Below are 20,802 nucleotides of genomic sequence, written 5' to 3'. Positions count from 1 at the left end.
CGTCGAGAACGGTCGCCCCCGGGCCGCGCAGCGGGGCACGCGTGGCCGGCGGCTTCTTCATCGCCCGGGTGCGGATGTGACGGCCCCCGATCCCTCCTGGAAGGACGCGGTCGGCAGGCCGGCCGGTGTCCTGGTCTCGCCGCCGGTCACGGTGACCGCGTACGGCCCGCAGGACCACGGCTTGAGGCAGGAGGAGGAGGTGGCGTTCGGACCACTGGGCCGGGGCGGCGACTGAGCCGCCACCCGGGGCCACCACTGGAGCCGCCGCTGGGACCGCCACCGGGGCCGGCTCATCCGCTCGCCCGGCGCCAGTCGCTCGCGGTGAGGCGGTACAGGACGTGGCGGCGCAGCCGGTGGCCGGGCGGCAGGACGGGATGGTCGAAGTCCCCGTCGGGGTCATGGACCATCCCGAGACGGCGCATGACGGCGCTGGAGCGCGTGTTGACCGTGGCCGTGAAGGACACCACCTCCGCCAGGCCGAGCCGGTCGAAGGCGAAGCCGAGCGCGGCGGTGGCCGCCTCGCTCGCGTAGCCGTGGCCCCACGACCTGCGGTTGAGCCGCCAGGCAATCTCCGTCGCGGGCATGAAGGGGGCCTCGAACGAAGGCCGGTGCAGGCCGGTGAAGCCGATGAACTCGCCGGTGTCCAGCCTCTCCAGCGCCCAGCGTCCCCAGCCCTGCCGGGTGATCAGGTCGTCGCCGGCGGCGGCGAACGCGTCGCTCTGCTCGCGGCTGAGCGTGGCGGGGAAGTGTTCCATGACCTCGGGGTCGGCGTTGAGCTCCGCGAAGGGCTCGCGGTCGGAAGGACGCCAGGGCCGCAGCAGGAGGCGCTCGGTACGCAGCTCGACCGGCGGCAGATGGGTGGAGTCGATCACCGGTGACATCTTATGCGCGGGGCGAGGTGGGGAAGCTCGTACTCTTGGTCCCGTGTTGAGTAGTAACCGGCTGCGTGTCCTGCTTGAGGTGTTCAGGACGGGCAGTATCGCCGGTGCGGCCAGGGTGCTGAAGTTGTCGCCGTCCGCCGTGTCCCACCAGCTGTCCCGGCTGGAGCAGGAGGCGGGGGTCGGGCTGGTCGAGCGCAACGCCCAGAGCCTGCGGCTGACCGAGGCGGGACGCCGCCTGGCCATCCGCGCCCAGGAGGTCGTCGACATCATCGAGGCGGCCGAGAAGGACCTGCTCGCCCAGGCCAGGGTGGACGCCGGCGAGCTGCGCATCGGCTTCTTCGCCTCCGCCGGGTACCGGCTGCTGCCGCTGGCGCTGTCGCGGTTCGCCTCCCGGTATCCCAAGGTGGCGCTCGACCTGGTGGAGGGCCAGCCGTACGAGCTGCTGCCCGATCTGGAGCGCGGCGCGCTCGACGTGCTGGTGGTCTTCGAGCACGCGCTCGACCCGTGGCAGTGCCCGGAAGGGGTGGAGGTCGTCCACCTGTTCGACGAGCCGCAGCTCCTGGTGCTGCCGACCGGCCACGCCGCCGCCCAGCGGCCCAAGGTGCGGCTGGCGGACCTGGCCGAGGAGCCGTGGATCACCACGTTCGGCGCCGAGCACCCGGTGTCGATCCTTGAGCGGGCCAGCACGCTGGAGGGCTTCTCGCCGCGGATCCGCTGCCGCAGCGACCACTACGAGGTGACGATCGGCCTGGTACGGGCCGGGCTCGGCGTCGCGCTGGTGCCGAGCCTCGGCCTGCAGGGCGCGACCGGGCTGCACACCTGCCGGCTGACCACGCCGAACCTGTTCCGCCGGATCGGCGTGGCCAGGAGGCCGACCAACCCCAACCCGGCCGCCCGGTCGTTCCTGGCCTATCTGCGTACGGCCTCGGCCCAGCTCAGGAACTCGCTGGAGCCTTCGCTGCGCTGAGGCGGGCGGCGACGTCCAGGCCGGCCCGCCGTACGGCGGCGGTCAGGTCGTGCTCGCTGCCCGCGGGGCCGTGGGCGAGGACGGCGTAGGCGATGCGGCCGTCCATGATGCCGACGTCGGACCGGACACCCTCGTCGGTGCCGGTCTTGTTGGCCAGCCAGTCGCCCTCGGGATCGTGCCTGACCAGGGCGGGGACGAGACCATGGTCGGTGTTCTGCCGCATCCAGCCGCGCATGAGCGCCTGCCAGCCGCCCGGACCGGCGAGCAGCGCGGCCAGGCCGGACAGCTCGGCCGCGGTGCCGATCGCGAACGTCGGCGGGTCCTGCGGGGTGCGCGGTTCCCTGATGCGGTCGAGCAGCCTGGTCCGCGACAGCCCGAGGGCCGCCGCGGCGGCGTTGACCCGGTCCAGGCCGATCGTGCGCAGCAGCGCGTTCGTGGCGGTGTTGTCGCTGACGGCGGCGGTCAGCAGGGCGAGGTCGCCGATCGTCCAGGCGCGCGCGGACAGCGACGTGAGCAGCCCGGAGCCGCCGCAGTAGTCGTCGTCGTGCAGCGTCACGGGCATGTCGGGGGCCAGGATGCCGCCCTCGACGCTCATCGCCACCTCGGCCAGCAGCAGCAGCTTGCCGACGCTGGCCAGCGGCAGCTCGGCGTCCTCGTTGACGCCGTGGAACTCGCCCGTCACCAGATCCCGCGTCGCGACGGCGAGCGTGATGTCGTTCACCGCCCGATGATCCTTCCTGGTCTGTCCTCGGTGAGCCTGTTGTCCTCCACGGCGAGCCGTCCGGCCACCACGACGGCCCTGATGCCGATGGGAGGCAGCAGCGGGTCGGCGTAGGTCGCGCCGTCGGCGACCGTCGCGGGGTCGAGGAGCACCAGGTCGGCGTGCGCTCCGTCGCGCACGACGCCTCTGTCCGCCAGCCCGAACCGCTCGGCCGCCATGCCGGTCATCTTGTGGACGGCGGTCTCCACCGGGAACAGCCCCTGGTCGCGGGAGTAGCGGCCGAGCACCCGCGGGAAGGTGCCGGCCAGCCGGGGGTGCGGATGGCCCGGCTTGGGCACGCCGTCCGAGCCGATCATGGCGAACTCGCTCGCCAGGACCCGCTGGACGTCGTCCTCGCGCATGGAGTGGCTGATGATGGTCACCTCGCCGTCCTCGGCGAGCAGCAGCTCGGCCGCCGCGTCCACCGGGTCGCCGCCCAGTTCGGCGATCGTGCGGCCCTCGGCCTCGGGGTGACGGGTGGCGCAGGCGACCGAGATGCGGTCCCAGCCGCCGTTGCCGACCGTGTTCTCCCAGCCCGGCACGCCCGCCTCGATGGCCGCGCGCATCCGGTCGCGCTGGCCGGGGTCGCGCAGCCGGTCGAGCAGCGCCTCGGTGCCGCCGTCGTTGGCCCATGGGGGGAACATCGCCGACAGCGACGTGCTGCCCTCGGTGTAGGGGTAGACGTCGCAGGTGAGGTCCATGCCCTGGGTGCGCAGCTCGGCGATGCGGGGGAGCGTGCGCAGGGTCCTGCCCCAGGCGTGCTTGCCGGCCGTCTTGTGGTGGCTGACGTGCAGCGCGGCCCCGCTCCTGCGGGCGATCTCGACGGCCTCCTCCAGCGCCTCCTCCACGCGGGACATCTCGTCCCGCAGGTGGGTGACGTACGGCTTGCCGTGCCGGGCCGCGACGCGGGCCAGCGCGACCACCTCGGCGGTGTCGCCGTACGTGCCGGGGGTGTAGATGAGGCCGGTGGACAGCCCGGCGGCGCCGGCCGCCAGCGCGTCGTCGAGCAGCGCGCACATGGTGGCGAGCTCGGCGGGGGTGGCCGGGCGGTCCTCGTAGCCGAGCACGCCGGCCCGCAGGGTGCCGTGGCCGACGAGGGAGGTCAGGTGGTTCGAACGGGGGCCCGCTCGTGCGCCGCCACGAACCCGTCGTAGTCCTCAAAAATCGGGATGTCGCCGCCGAAACCGGCCCGGCTCGACCGGCGCAGCGCCGGCACCCGCTCGGGCAGCGCCGGGAACAGGCTCGACCCGCAGTTGCCACAGATCTCCACGGTGACGCCCATGAGCACGGGGGCGGCGGCCAGCTCCCGGCCCGCCTCCCCGAGCAGGGTGACCGCGTCGGAGTGGGTGTGGACGTCGATGAACCCGGGCGCGACCACCAGCCCGGAGGCGTCGATCACCCGCCCCCCGCCGCCGTCGGGCGGGCCGCCCCCGGGCAGCAGGACGAGGCGGTCACCGCGGACGCCGACGTCGGCCCGGCGCAGCGGCGCGCCCGTCCCGTCGGCCACGAGGCCACCGCTGATCAGCATGTCGAGGCTCACGCGGCCGAACCCTCCCTGAGAAGCGAGCCGTTCACAGCACCTGCCCGAGGAAGGCGCGGGTGCGCTCGTGACGCGGCGAGGACAGCACCTCGCGGGGCGGCCCCTCCTCCACGATCACGCCGTCGTCGATGAACACCAGGTGGTCGCCCGCCTCTCTGGCGAAGCCCATCTCGTGGGTCACCACGATCATCGTCATCCCGCTGGCCGCCAGGTCGCGCATGACCTGCAGCACCTCCTGCACCAGCTCGGGGTCGAGCGCGCTGGTCGGCTCGTCGAACAGCATGAGCTTGGGGTCCATGGCCAGGCTGCGCGCGATCGCGACCCGCTGCTGCTGGCCGCCCGAGAGCTGCCGGGGGTAGTGGCCGGCCCGGTCGGCCAGCCCCACCCGGTCGAGCAGCGTCCTCGCGCGCTCGGCCGCCTTCGCCTTCGACAGGCGCTTGACCGTGCACGGGCCCTCCATGACGTTCTCCAGCGCGGTCATGTGCGGGAACAGGTGGAAGCGCTGGAAGACCATGCCGATCTCCTGACGCTGGCGGCACAGCTCGTCGGGCCGCAGCAGGTGCAGCTTGCCGCCCTGCTCGCTGAAGCCCATGAGCTCGCCGTCGACCCACACCCGGCCCGCGTCGATCGTCTCCAGCCGGTTGACGCAGCGCAACAGCGTCGACTTGCCGGACCCGGACGGGCCCACCACGCAGACCACCGCGCCGGCCGGCACGTCGAGGCTGACGCCCTTCAGCACCTCGAGCTGGCCGAAGCGTTTCCTGATCGATTCGATCTTCACCATGCTAGTGGCCACGGCTGAACCTCCTCTCCAGGGAGCGCTGGCCGAAGGTGGCCACGGTGGTGAGCAGCAGGTACCAGGTGGAGGCGACCACCAGCAGCGCGATCACCTCGAAGTTGTCCAGGTAGATGCGCTGGGAGACGGTCAGCAGCTCCGCGCCGGAGATGACCGAGACCATCGAGGTGGTCTTCAGCATGGAGATGAACTGGTTGCCGGTCGGCGGGATGATCACCCGCATCGCCTGCGGCAGCACGACCCTGCGCAGGATCTGCCGGTGCGACATGCCCAGCGACTCGGCCGCCTCCCGCTGCCCGGGATCCACCGAACGGATGCCCGCCCGGACGATCTCGGCCATGTACGCGCCCTCGTTGATGGTCAGCCCGAGCAGCGCCGCCGTGAACGGCGTGATCAGCTCGTTGGCCGGCCACTGGAGGAACATCGGCCCGCCGAACGGGACGCCGAGTCCGATCTCGGGGAAGACCAGGCCGATGTTGAACCAGAAGATGAGCTGCACCAGCAGCGGCGTGCCCCGGAAGAACCAGGTGTAGAGGCCGGCCGCGCCGCGCAGCACCGGGCTGTCCGACAGCTGCATGACGGCGGCGACCACACCGAGGGCGACGCCGATGACCATGGACAGCGCGGTGAGCGCGATCGTGATCCACAGGCCGCCGAGCACCCGGCCGTCCAGCAGGAACTCGGAGATCACGTCCCAGTGGAGGTTGGGGTTGACGATGACGGTGTAGGCCAGCCAGGCCATCACCAGCGCCGCGACCACCGCCGCGACGAGCCGCCCGGGCCTGGGCGGCTTCACCGCCTCGATCGGGAGTTCCATCATGCGCCGGTGTTGATCGTGACCTTGGGCACGGCGTTGGCCGTCGTGCCGTACTTCTCCAGGATCTTGCCGTACTCGCCGCTGTCGATCAGCTCCTGCAGCGCCTTGGCGACGGCGTCGCGCAGGCCGGTCTGCTTCTTGTCGATCGCGATGCCCCAGGGGCCGGCGTCGTACTGCTCGGCCAGGACCTCGTACTTGCCGGTCTCCTTGGCGTACATGGCGGCCACGGGGGAGTCGACGATCGTGGCGACGGTACGGCCGGAGTCGATGGTGAGCAGGCCGGTGGGGGCGTCCTCGCTCTGCATGATCTCCATCTTCTGGGCGCACTTCTCGTTCTGGCGCTTGCCGATCTCCAGGTTGGAGCTGCCCTTGGCCAGGACGACCTTCTTGCCGCACAGGTCCTCGAGGGTCTTGATGCCCTCGGGGTTGCCCTTCTTGACCATGATCGAGCCGCCGGCGTTGAAGTAGTCGACGAAGTCGACGGCCTTGCGGCGCTGTTCGAGGTCGCTGAGCGCGGCCATGGCGATGTCCCACCGGCCGCCCTGCAGGCCGGGGATGAGACCGTCGAAGGAGGCGTTGATGATCCGGGTCTTCAGCCCGAGCCGCTCTCCGACCGCCACGGCCAGGTCGGCGTCGACGCCGGTCATCTCCTGGGTGCCCGGCTTGTACATCTCCATCGGGGGATAGCCTTCCGAGGTCGCCATGCGGAGCTCGCCGGACTTCCGTACGGATTCCGGGACAAGGTCCTTGGCGCTCTTGCCGGTCGAGGAGGGCGGCGTGGGGGCAGCCGCCGTACCCGAGGTGGACCTCCCGCATCCCGCGCCGAGAGCGCAGGCCGCCACCAGGGCGATGACCAGGTGTGTTCGCATGGCATGTCATCGTGGCCAGGCCGTCAGGCGGCACCAAGCCTCGTGAAGGCATGCGACCCTCAGCAACGAATCCGTCGATGCTCGACCCACCGTGCCCTCGCGGTTGTTTACGCTCGCGCTTCATGAGTTTGGACATCTGGCCCCAGACCGCCACATGGCACGACGGGGAGCTGCGGCTCGGCGGGATCGGCGCGGTCGAACTGGCCCGGGTGCACGGCACGCCCGCGTACGTGCTGGACGAGGCCGACTTCACCGCCCGCGCCCGCGCCTGGCTGGACGCGCTGCCCGACGGCGACGTGCACTACGGCGGCAAGGCGTTCCTCTGCCCCGAGGTGGTGCGCTGGCTGGATCGGCTGGGCCTGTCCCTCGACGTCTGCACGGGCGGCGAGCTCGCCGTGGCCATGGCCGGCGGGATGCCGCCGGAGCGGGTCGTCTTCCACGGCAACAACAAGTCGGCCGACGAGCTGCGCCGGGCCGTGGCCTGGGGCATCGGCTGCGTGGTCGTCGACTCCTTCACCGAGATCGCCAGGCTCGCCGCGATCGCCGCCTCCCTGGGCGTCCGGCAGCGGGTGATGATCAGGGTGACGCCGGGCGTGGACCCGCACACCCACGCCTTCATCGCCACCGGCGGCGAGGACTCCAAGTTCGGCTTCTCGCTGAGCGCCGGCGCCGCCGCGCTCGCGGTGGCGCAGGTGAACGCCGAGCCCGCGCTGGAGCTGTACGGCCTGCACTCCCACATCGGCTCGCAGATCTTCGAGCTGGACGGCTTCGGCACCGCCGCCGCCAGGATGGCCGCCTTCGCCGCCGAGACCGGCGTCACCAGGCTCGACCTGGGCGGCGGCCTCGGCATCGGCTACACGCCGGACGACCCCACCCCGCCGACCCCCGCCGAGCTGCTCGCCGTGCTCAGGAAGGAGACCGCGGGCCTGCACCTGGCCGTCGAGCCCGGCAGGTCGATCGCCGGGCCGTCCACGGTCGCCCTGTACGAGATCGGCACGATCAAGGGCCGGTACGTGAGCGTGAACGGCGGCATGAGCGACAACCCCCGCCCCGGCATGTACGGCGCCGCCTACACCGCCATCCTGGCCAACCGCGCCTCCGACGCCCCCACGAGCGCGTTCACCGTGGTCGGCAAGCACTGCGAGAGCGGGGACGTGCTGGTCAGGGACATCGCGCTGCCCGGCGACGTGCGGCCCGGCGACCTGCTCGCCGTACCGGTGTCGGGCGCCTACCAGCGCTCGATGGCCAGCAACTACAACCACGTGCCCAGGCCGCCGGTCGTCGCGGTGCGCGACGGGGAGGCGCGGGTCGTCGTCCGCCGCGAGAGCGAGGAGGACCTGCTGCGGCTCTACCTGTAGACGCGGCCGCGAAGCCGCGCCGGCGGTCAGGACGTGAGCTTGCCCAGGTCGGGGGCGTAGACGGTCATCCAGCTCGGGTGCAGCCGGAAGTAGACCACGTCGTGCTCCCAGTCGAAGGCGTCCGCGCCGTAGAAGTCCTTGAAGTAGGCGAGCAGGGCCGGCCAGTCGGCGGCCGGCTCGCCGTCCTGCGGGTTGAGGACCTCCACCCTGCCGTGGGTGAACACGCCCAGGTCCTCCCCGCGCATGTGGGCGACGCTGGCCGCCGGGCGGGCGGCGAGGTGGCGCGCCTTGGCGGCGCCGCGCGCCGTGCCGAAGTGCCACTTGCCGTGCAGGAAGTGGCCGTCGGCGCCGCTGATCCGCGGCTCGCCCTTCGCCGTCACCGTGGACAGGGCGAGGACGCGCATGCCGGTCAGGATCCCGGTGAGCTGCTCGGCGTTCATGGTGCGCTCGGTGACGATCGAGCGCAGGTGCGAGGTGGAGCGGGAGAGCGAGGCGTCGAGGAGCGCCTGGAGCTCTTCGAGCTCCTGCGGGGTTTCGCGCATTGAGGTCCTTGTCTGTACGTGCGTACCGGCCCGCGATCGGCGCCGGCCGGTGGGACCATGCTCGACCGGAAACCCGACACCCTGTGTCGTGTTTTCCGGAACTCAGGACGAATCTCTGACGCGGGCCGCCTGTTCCTCCTGGACCCTGCGGGCGGTGCGCAGGAAGGCGAGGATCACCGCCAGCTCGTCCGGCCCGTAGCCCTCCAGCGCCCGCGCGCCCGCCTGGCCGACCGGGGCGAAGATCTCGGCCTCGGCGGCGCGGGCCGCGTCGGTGGCGGTGACCAGGACGCGGCGGCGGTTGCCCGGATCGGGCGCGCGGGCCACCATGCCCGCGCGTTCCAGCCGGTCGATGACGGTGGTGACGGCCGCCGGGCTGAGCTTGAGCGCGAGGCTGAGCGCGCCCGCGGCGACCGGGCCCTCGGCCAGGACGACGTCGAGGCAGCGCAGGTCGGTGCGGTTGAGGCGGAGCCGGGCCGCGGCGGCCTCGTCGAAGGCGTCGAAGCTCTGCTGCAGCTGCCGGAGCTCCATGGCGATCTCTCCGATGACGGCACGTTTCGACATTCGAACCTTTCTGGTATCGTACTTTTCGTTAGTCGAAATGACGATATCACTCGGGAGGCACCGCCATGCGCTCGACCACCCTCACCTCGCCCGACACCGCCGAGATCCAGCGCCTCTTCGCCGACTTCATGGCGGCCTGGACCGCCGGGGACGCCCGCGCGTTCGGCGCCCTGTTCACCGACGACTCCGACTACGTCTCCTACGACGGCACGATCGCCCGCGGCCGCCGCGCGCACGAGCTCAACCACGACAAGCTCTTCCGCGGCGTCCTGGCCGGATCGGCGCTCGTCGGCGACCTGGAGTCGGTGCGCTTCCTCACCCCCGACGTGGCGGTCGTGCACGGCACGGCCTCCGTCCTGATGCCCTGGCGGTCCACGCTGCCCAGGCGGCGGTTGTCCCGGCAGACCGTCGTCGTGGTGCGGACGGGCGAGGGCTGGCGCATCGGCGCCATCCACAACGGCCGGGTCCGGCCGGTCACCGTTCCCGAGCCGGGCTCGTTCCCGTCCAGGATGTCGCAGCTGATGGCCCGGGTCGCCCGCCGGTTCGGCCTCGGCAGGGGATGACGCTTTTCGTAATCCCTGACCCTTCCTTGACGAGGTCGCGGCGTGGCGCAGTTGATCATCTGGGTAAGGCCCAACCTGTAACAGTCGTACGCGTCTCGGGGGGTTCGGATGCGACTGGGTATTTTGACAGGAGCGGGGCTGCTCGCGGCCGCCGTCGTCCTGACCGGGTGCGACTCGCCGCCCGACACTGCCAAGATCACCGACAGCAAGGCCGAGGCCGCGGCCAGGCTGAAGCAGAGCAAGGCGGCCAAGATCGCGGTTGCGCGCAAGGTGAAGGCGAACGAGCTGGGCCAGATCCCGGTGCTGATGTTCCACCGGGTCATCAAGAACCCGGCCACCACCGACGACAGGACGCCGCAGCAGTTCCGCTCGGACCTCGAACGGCTGGTCAAGGAGGACTACGTCCCGATCAGCGCGTCGGAGATGGTGACCGGGAAGATCAACGTCCCGGCGGGCAAGCATCCCGTGGTCCTGACGTTCGACGACTCCTCGCCCTCGCAGCTCACCCTGAACGAGATGGGCGTCCCGCAGCCGGACACCGCCGTGGCGATCCTGCGCGAGGTGGCCGCCAAGCACCCGGGCTTCCGGCCGGCCGCCACCTTCTACGTCACCCGCGACATGTTCGGCAAGACCGTGCGCGAGGAGCAGGCCCAGACGCTGGGCTGGCTCAAGGACAACGGCTTCGACATCGGCAACCACACCCGTGACCACGTCAACCTGCACGGACGCTCGGAGAAGGAGGTGGAGGACCAGATCGGCGGCATCGCCAAGCAGATCGACGACCTGACCAAGGTCAAGCCCAACTCCATCGCCCTGCCGTACGGCAACCAGCCGCGCAAGAAGGAGTGGGCGCTGCACGGCAAGCTCTACAACCACGCCGGCGCGTTCCTGGCCGGTTACACGCCCGCGCCGTCGCCGTTCAGCAAGGCGTTCGACCCGGGCGGCATCCCGCGCATCCGGGTCATGGAGAAGAAGGGCGACTGCTCGCAGTTCTGCTCGGCGGCCTGGCTCGACTGGCTGAAGAACAACCCGGACATGCGCTACACCTCGGACGGTGACGTCAGCACGGTCGCGTACCCGAAGTTCAAGAACCCGTACCTGCGCAAGTCCTTCACCACCTGGAGCCTGCCCTACTGACGGACGCGCCCGAGCACCACGCTCACCTCGGCGGGCTTCCACGTCGCCCGGCATGGTGCAGCTGCGCAGCAGGTCGCCCCTTGGGCGAGTGGACGGCGAACCACACTGACCTGAGGTGTCCCGGGGAGCGGCGGGAGGGTTCGCCGCTCTTCATGACGAGACCTTCCGGCGTCCATCCGGCGACCTGCCCGCGGGCCGGGAGGCGGATGGCCGCGCCGCGCGTGGCGTCCACGATCACGCGCGGCTCCCGTCCTTCGTCCACCGCACCAGCTCGGCCTCGACGCTGACGACATGCCTGCGACCAACCAGTCAAGACCACTGTTACAGGGTCCGAATGGACGCTGTGTACGGGCTTTGTGTAAAAACCGGTGAGTCACGAACGGTTAACGGATCCCTGGGAAGTTGCTGAGCGTCGTAAAGTTTGCGTGGTTGGGGTTCAGTGAACGTGGGGAAGACGAATGCCGCAGATCGCGCCGCTGGTGGCCGGCGATCCAGCGCTGCTGGGATCGTTCCGGCTGTCCGGACGGATCGGCGAGGGCGGCCAGGGGATCGTCTACCTGGGCGTCAACGAGCAGGGCGAGCGGGCCGCGATCAAGCTGCTGCACGTGAAGTTCAGCGGTGACACGATCGCCAGGTCGCGCTTCGCCAGGGAGCTGAAGGCGGCGCAGCGGGTGGCCTCGTTCTGCACCGCGCGGGTGATGGAGGCCGACCTCGACGGCGACACGCCGTACATCGCGAGCGAGTACATCGACGGGCGGGCGCTGCGCGACATCGTCGAGGCCGACGGCCCGCTCAGCGGCACCGTGCTCGACCGGCTGGCCATCGGCACGGCCACCGCGCTCACCGCCATCCACCACGCCTCGATCGTCCACCGGGACTTCAAGCCCGACAACGTGCTCATCGCCGCCGACGGGCCGCGCGTGGTCGACTTCGGCATCGCCCGCATCATCGACTCGACCGGCACGATCACCAGCCGCGCGATCGGCACGCCCGCCTACATGGCGCCCGAGCAGATCGCCGGCGACGACATCGGGCCCTTCACGGACGTGTTCGCCTGGGGCGCGACCATGGCCTTCGCCGCCACCGGGAAGGCGGCCTTCGAGGGCAAGTCGATCGCCGTGGTGCTCAACCGCATCCTGAACCACGAGGTCGACGTGGAGATGATGCACGAGCCGCTGCGGGGGGTGGTGCGTTCGGCGCTGGCCAAGTCGCCCGACGAGCGTCCCTCGGCCGACCAGCTCCTGCTGCGCCTGCTCGGGCAGACCGGCACGGCGGCCGGGGCCTCGACGGCGGTGCTCACCAGGGGCGTGCAGGTGGCCGGCGACGACACGACGCCGTTCACGCGAGTGTCGGCCACGTCCATCACCGAACGTCCCGCCACGCAGGCCACCGGCCACCCCACCCGGCCCCCGTCCGGCCCCGCCACCGCACACCCGGCCACGACCGGCACCGGGGCCGCGCACCCGGCCACGACCGGCACCCGGACCCCGCACACGACCGGGTCCGGCGCCCCGCACACGACCGGCGCCCCGCATCCGACCGGCACTCCGCACACGACCGGCACCGGGACCGGTGTCTCCGGGCGTGTGGAGACGGTGCAGTCCGGCCAGGGCCAGGGCCAGGGCCCAGGCCAGGGCCAGGGGCCGGTGGAGGCGAGGCCCGTCGACGAGCCCGTGCCGTCCGGCGGCCGGCGGCGGCTCAAGGTGTGGCTCGCGCTGGCCGCCGCGCTCGTCATGCTGGTGGTCGTGGCCGTCGCGGCGATGGCGAACGGCTGGTCGCCGCTGGCGTTCAAGGGTGAGGTCGTGACCCCCGCGACGACGGGGAAGAAGAACTCGCGGCCCCCTACGTTCGCCTCGGTGGTGGACAAGGTCGCCCAGACCGGAAAGATCATCGTCGGCGTCAAGGGCGACCTGCCGGGCGTCGGCCTGCAGAACGGCGACGACTTCAGCGGGTTCGACGTCGAGGTGGCCAAGCTCGTGGCCGCCGCGCTCGGGGCCGAGGAGACGGTGTTCACCCGGGTCGGCCGGAACGACCGGGCGGCCGCGCTGGCCGAAGGCAGGGTCGACCTGGTCGTCGCCACGTACTCGGTGGACAAGAGCGAGACCAGGTTCGCCGGGCCGTACTACGTGGCCCACCGCGACGTGCTGGTCCGCGCCGGCACCGGCATCGACTCGCTGGACGACCTCAAGGGCAAGAAGATCTGCGCGCTCGACACTCCGACGGTCGGCGAGGTGCAGGACAGGGTGAAGGTCGAGCCCGTGACCGCCGGCAACTACGCGGCCTGCATGGACCTGCTCAGGAACGGCAAGGTCGACGCGGTGCCCGGCGAGGACCTGATCCTGGCCGGGTTCGCCAGCCGGGAGAACATGCGCTACAAGATCATCGGTGCCAAGCTGGACAACGAGCGGTACGCGGTCGGCGTCCGCGACGGCGACGCCAAGACCTGCACCGCGGTCAAGGGCGTCATCGCCGACCTCTACCGCACGGGCACCATCAAGAAGCTCCTGAACAGCCACTTCGGCAAGGTCGACTTCCAGCCCGAGCTGAAGGTGCCCGCGATGGAGCCCTGCGGATGACGAGCGGTAACATCCGAAAGTCCAACGAATTCATCCAGTGAGTTAGGGGAAGGCCATGGCCACGCCCGTCAAGGTAACCGTCACCGGGGCCGCCGGTCAGATCGGCTACGCACTGCTGTTCCGCATCGCGTCGGGACAGCTGCTCGGCGCTGACGTCCCGGTCAAGCTGAGCCTGCTGGAGATCCCTCAGGCGGTGAAGGCGGCCGAGGGCACCGCCATGGAGCTCGACGACTGCGCGTTCCCGCTGCTGTCCGGCATCGAGATCACCGACGACGCCAACGTGGCCTTCGCCGGCGCCAACGTCGCCCTGCTGGTCGGCGCCATGCCGCGCAAGGCCGGCATGGAGCGCGGTGACCTGCTCGGCGCCAACGGCGGCATCTTCGGCCCCCAGGGCAAGGCGATCAACGAGCACGCCGCCGACGACATCCGCGTCCTGGTCGTGGGCAACCCCGCCAACACCAACGCGCTCATCGCCCAGCAGAACGCGCCCGACGTCCCGGCCGAGCGTTTCACCGCGATGACCCGCCTCGACCACAACCGCGCGCTGTCCCAGCTCGCCGCCAAGCTCCAGGTCCCGGTCACCGAGATCAAGAAGATGACCATCTGGGGCAACCACTCCGCCACCCAGTACCCCGACCTGTTCCACGCCGAGGTCGGCGGCAAGATCGCGGCCGAGCAGGTCGAGGGCGAGTGGCTGCGCGAGACGTTCATCCCGACGGTCGCCAAGCGCGGAGCCGCCATCATCGAGGCCCGTGGCGCCTCCTCGGCCGCCTCGGCCGCCAACGCCGCGATCGACCACGTCCACGACTGGGTCAACGGCACCGAGTGGACCTCGGCCGCCGTCGTCTCCGACGGCTCGTACGGCGTGCCCGAGGGGCTCATCTCGTCCTTCCCGGTGCGTTCGGTCAACGGCCGGTACGAGATCATCCAGGGCCTGGAGATCGACTCGTTCTCCCGCGAGCGCATCGACGCCAGCGTGCGCGAGCTGACCGAGGAGCGCGACGCCGTCCGCGAGCTCGGCCTCATCTGAACCAGGCGCGACACCCCGGGCGCGCGTCCCCGGCTCAGCGGGGGCGCGCGTCCGTCGTCGTGAGGGGGAGCGCGGCCGCGCGGGTGCGCTCGGCCCAGCGGGTCACCGGCGGCACGGCGAGCCCGGCGGCCAGGAAGACCCCGCCGAACAGCAGCCAGCCCGGCAGCCCCCAGCCCACGATGACCGTGGTCATGACGGCGGGCACGACGATGTTGGACACCTGCTGGCTCATCCCGTACAGGCCCTGGTACTGGCCGATCGCGTGCGACGGGGCCAGCTCGTACGACAACCCCCACGAGCCGGCGGCCTGCAGCAGCTCACCGAAGACGTGCAGCAGCGCGCCGCCGAACAGGGCGACCACCGCCACCCAGGCCGGTTGTCCGGCGGCCAGGGCCAGCAACACGCACGCCAGCAGCAGGAACACGCCCGAGCGGCGCTGGGCGCGGGCCGCGCCGGCCGCGTCGTCGGTGCCGCGGCTGAGCCGCACCTGCAGCAGCGTGACGGTGACGGTGTTGATCATGGCGACGGCTGCCACCGTCCACGTGGGCGCCGCGGTCCGGCCGGCCACCCAGAGCGGGATCGCGATGGTGAGCAGCCCGTTCTGCATGAACAGTACCGCGTTGAGCAGCGCCAGCACCGCGTACGGCCGGTCGCGCAGCACGATCCAGACCGGCTCGCCCGCCTTGCGCAGGACCGGCGCGACGGGCGGCACGCGGAACGTCAGCGCCGCGCTGCCGAGGTAGCAGAGCGCGCACCCGAAGATCATCCCCAGGTACACGGGACGGCTGTCGAAGTGCAGCGCCGCGCCCGCCCCGAGCCCGCCGACCGACCAGCCGACGTTGGTCACGGCCCGCAGGTACGCGCGCACCCGCACCCGGTCGGCCGCCGGCACCGCGCCCCCGACCAGCGCCGCCCGCGCGGTGCCCTCGCCGGCCTCGGCGAACGTCACCAGGGTGGCCACCACGACGAACCCGGCGAACCCCGACACCAGCGCGTACACCGGCACCAGCAGCCCGCCCGCGGCGGAGAAGGCGATCTGCACCCCGCGCGGCCCGGCCAGGTCGGACAGCCGCCCGGCGGGCAGCCCGGCGGCGAGCCCGACGGCCGCGGCGATCGTCATCCCCAGCCCGATCTCGCCGTCCGACAGGCCGACCGACAGCTTGAAGAACAGCACGCTCACCGTGACGAACAGGCCGCGGCCGAGGGAACGCAGGAGTGTGGCGTACGTGAGCGCGCGCACGGGCCCGCTCTCGGGGAGGAGTGACACGGCGGAACAGGCTACTGGTGCCGGGAAACGTCCTTTTCGTCCGCCCCCGGACAGGAGGGGACGGGCTGGGCGGCCGGCGCGGGCTGGGCGGTCGCGTAGAGCACGCCTGCCGCCGCGGCGAGGCTGCCCAGCAGGATGAGGGCACCAAAGAGCAGCTTCGTGACCCTTGGTGAAAAGCTCCTCACATTTGGGTATCACAGCATACAAACGCCGCCTACATCAGGCGTTCCCGGAAAGTGCCGTCCACGCGTCGGAGACGATGTCGCGCAGCGCCGCCCGCTCCGCCTTCCACCCCAGGTCGCGCTGGATCCGCGCGGACGAGGCCACCAGGACGGCCGGGTCGCCGGGCCGCCGGTCGCCCACGACGACCGGGATCTCGTGACCGGTGACCTCGCGGCAGACCGAGATCACCTCCTGAACGCTGAACCCGGTGCCGCTGCCCAGGTTGTAGATCTTGTGCTCGCCCTCGGCGACCGCCTCCAGCGCCAGCAGGTGCGCCCGCGCCAGGTCGCCGACGTGGACGTAGTCGCGCACGCAGGTGCCGTCGGCGGTGGGGTAGTCGGTGCCGAAGACGCTCACCGAGTCGCGCTCGCCGGTGGCGACCTTGAGCACGTTCGGGATGAGGTGGGTCTCGACCGTGTGGCGCTCGCGGAAGCGGCCGTAGGCGCCGGCCACGTTGAAGTAACGCAGGCTCACCGCGCCGAGCCCGCGGATGCCCGCGTAGGCGCTCAGGGCGGTGTCCACGGCCAGCTTGGAGGCGCCGTAGGGGTTGGTCGGGCGCGTCGGGTCGTCCTCCTCGATGGGGGAGCGCTCCGGCTCGCCGTACGTGGCCGCCGTCGAGGAGAAGACGATCCGGCGCACGCCCTTGTCGCGCATCGCGTCGAGCAGGGCCAGCGTGCCGCCGAGGTTACTGGCCCAGTACAGGCCCGGCTTCTCCACCGACTCGCCCACCAGGGACTTGGCCGCGAAGTGCAGCACGGCGTCCATGCCGTCGAGCGCGTCGTGGGCGTTCGTGATCGACTCGCGCACGAACCGGGCGCCCTCGGGCACCGCGTCCTCGTGGCCGGTGGACAGGTCGTCGAGCACGGTCACCTCGTGCCCCGCCTCGACGAGCTGCGCGGCGACGACGCTGCCGACGTACCCGGCGCCTCCGGTGACCAACAGCCTCATGTGTACTCCTGTTTACATATGTTTGATTTTGTACGGCTTGCCGTTCAGCATACGCGGGAAACCCGCCGAGTACGCTGCCAACCACCATGTTTGACACCCTCGCGGCGAACATCGCCCTGGTCCTGATCTTCATCCTGGTCGGCGGGTTCTTCGCGGGCGCGGAGATCGCGATGGTCTCCCTGCGCGAGAGCCAGGTCCGCAAGCTCGCCGAGCGGGGCCGGAGGGGTGAGCGCGTGGCCAAGCTCGCCCGCGACCCCAACCGTTTCCTGTCGGCGGTGCAGATCGGGGTGACCGTCGCCACGATGCTCTCGGCCGCCTTCGGCGCCGACCGGCTCGGGATGGAGCTCGTCCCGGTGCTCGAACGCTGGGGGGTGCCGCACGCGGTCGCGCCCGTGCTCGGGCTCGTGCTGGTGACGCTGGCCATCTCGTACGTCTCCCTGGTGCTCGGCGAGCTGGCCCCCAAGCGGCTGGCCCTGCAGCGCACCGAGGGGCTGTCGCTGTTCGTCGCGCCCTTCCTCGACCGGATCGCCGCCCTGTCGCGCCCGATCATCTGGATGTTGTCGAAGTCGACCGACCTGGTCGTCCGGCTGCTCGGCGGGAACCCGGAGGCCGACCGGGAGGAGGTCACCACCGAGGAGCTGCGCGACATGGTCGTCGGGCACACCGAGCTCACCGCCGACGAGCGCAAGCTCATCGCCGAGGTGTTCGCCGCCGGCAAGCGCCAGCTCCGCGAGGTCATGCTGCCCCGCACCGAGGTCGAGTTCATGGACGCCGAGACGCCGCTGGCCGAGGCCGCGAACCTGGCCGCCACGCTCCCGCACTCCCGCTTCCCCGTCTACCGCGACTCATACGACGAGGTCATCGGTTTCGTGCACGTGCGCGACCTGCTCGACCCCGAGCTGATCGGGCGTACCGAGCCCATCAGCGCGGTCGTGCCGATCCGGCCGGCCAAGTTCGTGCCCGCCTCCAAGCGCCTGCTGAGCACCCTGAACGAGATGCGCGACGAGGGCCAGCACCTGGCCATCGTGGTCGACGAGTACGGCGGCACCGCCGGCATCGTCACCATGGAGGACCTGGTCGAGGAGCTGATCGGCGACATCAGGGACGAGTACGACGTCGAGGAGGACGTCGTCGTCCTGCCCGCCGGCGAGATCGAGATCGACGGCCTGACCAACCTCAACGACTTCGCCACCGAGACCGGCGTACGGCTGCCCGACGGCCCGTACGAGACGCTGGGCGGGTTCGTCATGGCCATGCTGGGGCACCTGCCCGCCGCCGGCGAGCAGGTGGAGATCCAGGGCTTCGAGCTGACCGTCACCGAGCTGGACGGGCGCCGGATCGCGCGGGTGAGGGTGAAACGCCGGGCCGCCGCCGAGTCGCCGCCCGACCAGGATTCCTGACACAATTGCCAGCTATGGCCAGACCTCGTGTTCTCTCCGGCATCCAGCCCACCGCGGACTCATTCCACCTGGGCAACTACCTGGGTGCGGTCCGTCAGTGGGTCACCATGCAGGAGACCCACGACGCCTTCTACTGCGTGGTCGATCTGCACGCGATCACCGTGCCGACCGAGCCCGCGGCCCTGCGCAGGCGCAGCCGGGTGGCCGCCGCGCAGCTCTTCGCCGCCGGCCTCGACGCCGAGCGCTCGACCGTCTTCGTGCAGTCGCACGTGCGTGAGCACACCGAGCTCGCCTGGATCCTGATCTGCCTCACCGGCATGGGCGAGGCTGCCCGGATGACGCAGTTCAAGGACAAGTCGGCCAAGTTCGGCGAGAGCGCGGCCAGCGTCGGGCTGTTCACCTACCCGATCCTGCAGGCCGCCGACATCCTGCTCTACCAGGCCAACGCCGTCCCGGTGGGGGCCGACCAGAAGCAGCACCTGGAGCTCACCCGCGACCTGGGCCAGCGCTTCAACCACCGCTTCGGCGACACGTTCACGCTGCCCGACCCGTACATCCTCAAGGAGGTCGAGAAGATCACCGACCTCCAGGACCCGACGGCGAAGATGTCGAAGTCGTCCTCCAGCCCGGCGGGCATCCTCGACGTGCTGGAGCAGCCGGGGCCGCTGCGCAAGAAGGTCATGCGCGCGGTGACCGACACGGGCTCGGAGGTGCTGTTCGACGAGGAGAACAAGCCGGGCATCTCCAACCTGCTGCGCATCCAGTCGGCGCTGACCGGCACGCCCATCCCCGACCTGGTCGCCCGCTACGAGGGCCAGGGCTACGGCACGTTCAAGAAGGACGTCGCCGAGGCGGTCGTGGAGACGTTCACGCCGATCCGGGAGCGCACGGAGAAGCTGCTGGCCGACGAGGTCGAGCTCGACCGGCTGCTGGCCGTCGGCGCCGAGCGCGCCGCCGCCGTGGCCCGGCGGACGATGGCCGAGGTCCGCGACCGGGTGGGCTTCCTGCCCAAGGTGTGACGCGGGAAGGGCGGCGGGCCTGCCGCCCTTCCTCCGGTCGTCACAGGCGTGCGCGCTGGTCGAGGGGGCGTACGCGCAGGCGGGCGCGGAGCGCGGCCAGGCTCCGGCCGGTCAGCCGCACACCGCCCGACACGGCGGTCCATCCCGATCGTCCGCGGCTGAACGCCCAGCCGGGGAACTCGCGCATGGCCTCCTCCAGCAGGCGTTCCATGACGACGTCGGCACTCGGCGTTGTGGTCATGGACGCACAGTGCCACTCCGGCCCCTCTCGGTGACGAACCGCGGCGACAGATCTCCCCGTTCGGCCGGAGCGAACTCAGAGTTCGGTGGCCGGCCTCACACGTCGATGTTGTGGCGTTCGGCGAGGAAGCGCACCTCCGGCGCCCACGACGGCCGCGCGCGGCGCACCAGCGAGCGGACCATCTCCCGCAGCAGCAGCTTGTGGTCGAGCTCCTCGGGGCTCTCGCGCTCGATCCGCAGCAGGTAGACCAGGCTGGCGGCGTCGTCGCCCAGGTCTTCGCAGGCGCGGGCGACGTGGCACAGGTGCGTGGTGCGCCGTTCGATGGACGGGGTCCTGCGGATGTCGATGTCGTCGGCCAGCCGCAGCACGGCCTCGGGGTGGCCGGTGTCGTTCTCGATGCTGGCCATGTGGATGGCGACGTTGGTGGGACCGAAGAAGGCCAGGTCGTAGGCGTCGGAGTGGTCGTCGGCGCGGTCGGCGAGCCGGGCGGCGGTGCCGCGCACGGTCTCCCTGGCCTGCTCGTCGTCGCCGCCCCTGGCCGCGCTGATGGCGGCCAGCAGGTGCAGCGCGCCGAGGGCCTTGATGTGCCGTACGTCGCCGTCGGCCACATGGGGTTCGAGGATCTCGATGCCGCGCCGGGCCACGTCGTGGGCGATCTGGTGCATGTCGTCGGAGAGCATCGACTGGCCGAGGTTCCAGTGGGCCCAGGCGAGCATCAGCGGGTCGGCCGACTCCTCGGCGTAGCGCATGGCCCGGTCGGCGGCCAGGTGCGCGAGATCCACCCGTTGCAGGTGCTTGAGCACCCCCTGGCCAGCATGTACGCGTCCGTCGCCGTCCGGTAGGCCGCGGGGGTGCGCTCGGCCACCAGGCTCTCGGCGTCGGAGACCAGCGAGGGCAGCGCGGACATCAGGATCGAGTACCGGCGGGCCGAGGTGAACCAGGCGTTGCGCGCCGCCGCCACGCGTTCGGTCAGCTGCTCGGCGTCGGGCGGTTCGAGGTCGGGCTCCGTGCGGCAGGCGAACAGGGCGCGCTCGATGTCGCGGATCTGCGGCCTGCTGGGCTCGTGGGAGTCGCGGGGGGTCTCGCCCAGGAGCACGGCGGTCCGTACGCCGAGGACCTTGGCGATCTCGCGCAGAAGGGGCAGCGAGGGGGTGCGTTTCCCGTGTTCGATCAGTTCGATGTGCCGGGTGGTGCAGCCGGACTGGGTCGCCAGCGCGGTCGTGCTCATGCCCCTTCGTTCGCGCTGGAGTCGCACCATCTGCCCGGTGCTGATTTCGGTCATGGGCGTGACGCCTCCTGGCTCGGTCC

The 20,802-nt window shown here is 71.3% G+C and carries 23 protein-coding genes; 9 read left to right on the top strand and 14 right to left on the bottom strand.

Going from position 1 to position 20,802, the window contains the following annotated elements:
* The first annotated feature begins 76 nt into the window (after positions 1 to 76).
* Positions 77 to 235, top strand: coding sequence for a hypothetical protein (locus ACNF49_RS52700; protein WP_482942347.1), 159 nt, complete (start codon positions 77 to 79; stop codon positions 233 to 235).
* Between the two features lie 55 nt (positions 236 to 290).
* Here the strand turns inward: ACNF49_RS52700 and ACNF49_RS52695 are convergent, their stop codons facing one another.
* Positions 291 to 872: a GNAT family N-acetyltransferase gene (locus ACNF49_RS52695; protein ID WP_357969735.1), complete on the bottom strand. Its 582-nt coding sequence runs from the start codon at positions 870 to 872 to the stop codon at positions 291 to 293.
* 52 nt (positions 873 to 924) lie between these two features.
* Here ACNF49_RS52695 and ACNF49_RS52690 point away from each other — a divergent pair, with 52 nt between their 5' ends.
* Positions 925 to 1,848, top strand: coding sequence for a LysR family transcriptional regulator (locus tag ACNF49_RS52690; protein ID WP_357969738.1), 924 nt, complete (start codon positions 925 to 927; stop codon positions 1,846 to 1,848).
* Here the strand turns inward: ACNF49_RS52690 and ACNF49_RS52685 are convergent.
* From ACNF49_RS52685 to ACNF49_RS52660, 6 genes are read right to left on the bottom strand one after another with little or no spacing between them, the layout of a single operon-like run.
* Complete coding sequence (locus ACNF49_RS52685; protein ID WP_482942346.1) at positions 1,817 to 2,569, bottom strand: serine hydrolase; 753 nt, start codon at positions 2,567 to 2,569, stop codon at positions 1,817 to 1,819. The two genes, ACNF49_RS52690 and ACNF49_RS52685, sit on opposite strands and share 32 nt — an antisense overlap.
* The gene (locus ACNF49_RS52680; protein WP_482942345.1) at positions 2,566 to 3,675 is read right to left on the bottom strand and encodes an N-acyl-D-amino-acid deacylase family protein; all 1,110 of its coding nucleotides are present in this window, start codon (positions 3,673 to 3,675) and stop codon (positions 2,566 to 2,568) included. Before ACNF49_RS52680 ends, ACNF49_RS52685 begins: the two co-directional genes overlap by 4 nt.
* A 35-nt stretch (positions 3,676 to 3,710) precedes the next feature.
* Positions 3,711 to 4,148 carry an amidohydrolase family protein gene (locus ACNF49_RS52675; protein WP_482942344.1) on the bottom strand — a complete coding sequence of 146 codons (438 nt, stop codon included), beginning with the start codon at positions 4,146 to 4,148 and terminating at the stop codon, positions 3,711 to 3,713.
* A 31-nt stretch (positions 4,149 to 4,179) separates the two neighbouring features.
* On the bottom strand, positions 4,180 to 4,932 hold the full coding sequence (locus ACNF49_RS52670; protein ID WP_482945701.1) for an amino acid ABC transporter ATP-binding protein: 753 nt from the start codon (positions 4,930 to 4,932) through the stop codon (positions 4,180 to 4,182).
* Position 4,933: 1 nt separating this feature from the next.
* Positions 4,934 to 5,764 (bottom strand): amino acid ABC transporter permease, encoded by an 831-nt coding sequence (locus ACNF49_RS52665; RefSeq protein WP_357969747.1) that lies wholly within the window; start codon positions 5,762 to 5,764, stop codon positions 4,934 to 4,936.
* A complete protein-coding gene (locus tag ACNF49_RS52660) occupies positions 5,761 to 6,630 on the bottom strand; it encodes an ABC transporter substrate-binding protein (protein WP_357969750.1) in 870 nt (289 codons plus the stop codon). The genes ACNF49_RS52665 and ACNF49_RS52660 overlap by 4 nt, the downstream gene beginning before the upstream one ends.
* A gap of 122 nt (positions 6,631 to 6,752) precedes the next feature.
* Here ACNF49_RS52660 and lysA point away from each other — a divergent pair, with 122 nt between their 5' ends.
* The gene (gene lysA / locus ACNF49_RS52655) at positions 6,753 to 7,988 is read left to right on the top strand and encodes a diaminopimelate decarboxylase (protein ID WP_357969751.1); all 1,236 of its coding nucleotides are present in this window, start codon (positions 6,753 to 6,755) and stop codon (positions 7,986 to 7,988) included.
* 26 nt (positions 7,989 to 8,014) lie between these two features.
* Here lysA and ACNF49_RS52650 read toward each other — a convergent pair whose 3' ends face one another.
* Together ACNF49_RS52650 and ACNF49_RS52645 are read right to left on the bottom strand one after the other, a co-directional pair.
* Complete coding sequence (locus ACNF49_RS52650) at positions 8,015 to 8,530, bottom strand: pyridoxamine 5'-phosphate oxidase family protein (protein ID WP_357969754.1); 516 nt, start codon at positions 8,528 to 8,530, stop codon at positions 8,015 to 8,017.
* Positions 8,531 to 8,632: 102 nt separating this feature from the next.
* A complete protein-coding gene (locus ACNF49_RS52645) occupies positions 8,633 to 9,091 on the bottom strand; it encodes a MarR family winged helix-turn-helix transcriptional regulator (RefSeq protein ID WP_482942343.1) in 459 nt (152 codons plus the stop codon).
* A gap of 65 nt (positions 9,092 to 9,156) precedes the next feature.
* Here ACNF49_RS52645 and ACNF49_RS52640 point away from each other — a divergent pair, with 65 nt between their 5' ends.
* From ACNF49_RS52640 to ACNF49_RS52625, 4 genes are all read left to right on the top strand, one after another.
* Positions 9,157 to 9,654, top strand: a complete 498-nt coding sequence (locus ACNF49_RS52640) for an SgcJ/EcaC family oxidoreductase (RefSeq protein ID WP_357969758.1) — start codon at positions 9,157 to 9,159, stop codon at positions 9,652 to 9,654.
* Between the two features lie 108 nt (positions 9,655 to 9,762).
* Positions 9,763 to 10,791 (top strand): polysaccharide deacetylase family protein, encoded by a 1,029-nt coding sequence (locus tag ACNF49_RS52635; RefSeq protein ID WP_357969761.1) that lies wholly within the window; start codon positions 9,763 to 9,765, stop codon positions 10,789 to 10,791.
* A gap of 458 nt (positions 10,792 to 11,249) precedes the next feature.
* The gene (locus tag ACNF49_RS52630; protein WP_482942342.1) at positions 11,250 to 13,367 is read left to right on the top strand and encodes a serine/threonine-protein kinase; all 2,118 of its coding nucleotides are present in this window, start codon (positions 11,250 to 11,252) and stop codon (positions 13,365 to 13,367) included.
* A gap of 55 nt (positions 13,368 to 13,422) precedes the next feature.
* On the top strand, positions 13,423 to 14,397 hold the full coding sequence (locus ACNF49_RS52625) for a malate dehydrogenase (protein ID WP_357994661.1): 975 nt from the start codon (positions 13,423 to 13,425) through the stop codon (positions 14,395 to 14,397).
* Between the two features lie 34 nt (positions 14,398 to 14,431).
* On the opposite strand, the gene ACNF49_RS52620 is transcribed toward ACNF49_RS52625, so the two are convergent.
* Together ACNF49_RS52620 and galE are read right to left on the bottom strand one after the other, a co-directional pair.
* Positions 14,432 to 15,664, bottom strand: a complete 1,233-nt coding sequence (locus tag ACNF49_RS52620) for an MFS transporter (protein ID WP_482942341.1) — start codon at positions 15,662 to 15,664, stop codon at positions 14,432 to 14,434.
* Positions 15,665 to 15,883: 219 nt separating this feature from the next.
* Entirely contained in the window at positions 15,884 to 16,834 is a 951-nt protein-coding gene (gene galE / locus ACNF49_RS52615; protein ID WP_357969772.1) for a UDP-glucose 4-epimerase GalE, read from the bottom strand.
* Positions 16,835 to 16,920: 86 nt separating this feature from the next.
* On the opposite strand from galE, the gene ACNF49_RS52610 reads away from it, so the two are divergent.
* Together ACNF49_RS52610 and trpS are read left to right on the top strand one after the other, a co-directional pair.
* Positions 16,921 to 18,234 (top strand): hemolysin family protein, encoded by a 1,314-nt coding sequence (locus tag ACNF49_RS52610; protein WP_357969775.1) that lies wholly within the window; start codon positions 16,921 to 16,923, stop codon positions 18,232 to 18,234.
* A 14-nt stretch (positions 18,235 to 18,248) separates the two neighbouring features.
* Positions 18,249 to 19,253: a tryptophan--tRNA ligase gene (gene trpS, locus ACNF49_RS52605; protein ID WP_352362044.1), complete on the top strand. Its 1,005-nt coding sequence runs from the start codon at positions 18,249 to 18,251 to the stop codon at positions 19,251 to 19,253.
* A gap of 40 nt (positions 19,254 to 19,293) precedes the next feature.
* On the opposite strand, the gene ACNF49_RS52600 is transcribed toward trpS, so the two are convergent.
* From ACNF49_RS52600 to ACNF49_RS52590, 3 genes are all read right to left on the bottom strand, one after another.
* Positions 19,294 to 19,494 (bottom strand): hypothetical protein, encoded by a 201-nt coding sequence (locus tag ACNF49_RS52600; RefSeq protein ID WP_358282364.1) that lies wholly within the window; start codon positions 19,492 to 19,494, stop codon positions 19,294 to 19,296.
* A gap of 95 nt (positions 19,495 to 19,589) precedes the next feature.
* Positions 19,590 to 20,276, bottom strand: a complete 687-nt coding sequence (locus ACNF49_RS52595) for a hypothetical protein (protein WP_482942340.1) — start codon at positions 20,274 to 20,276, stop codon at positions 19,590 to 19,592.
* Entirely contained in the window at positions 20,210 to 20,776 is a 567-nt protein-coding gene (locus ACNF49_RS52590; protein WP_482942339.1) for a helix-turn-helix domain-containing protein, read from the bottom strand. Before ACNF49_RS52590 ends, ACNF49_RS52595 begins: the two co-directional genes overlap by 67 nt.
* Positions 20,777 to 20,802: the final 26 nt, after the last annotated feature.

The organism is Actinomadura sp. ATCC 39365 (assembly GCF_054392275.1).
This window is presented reverse-complemented; position numbering and strand designations above follow the sequence as displayed.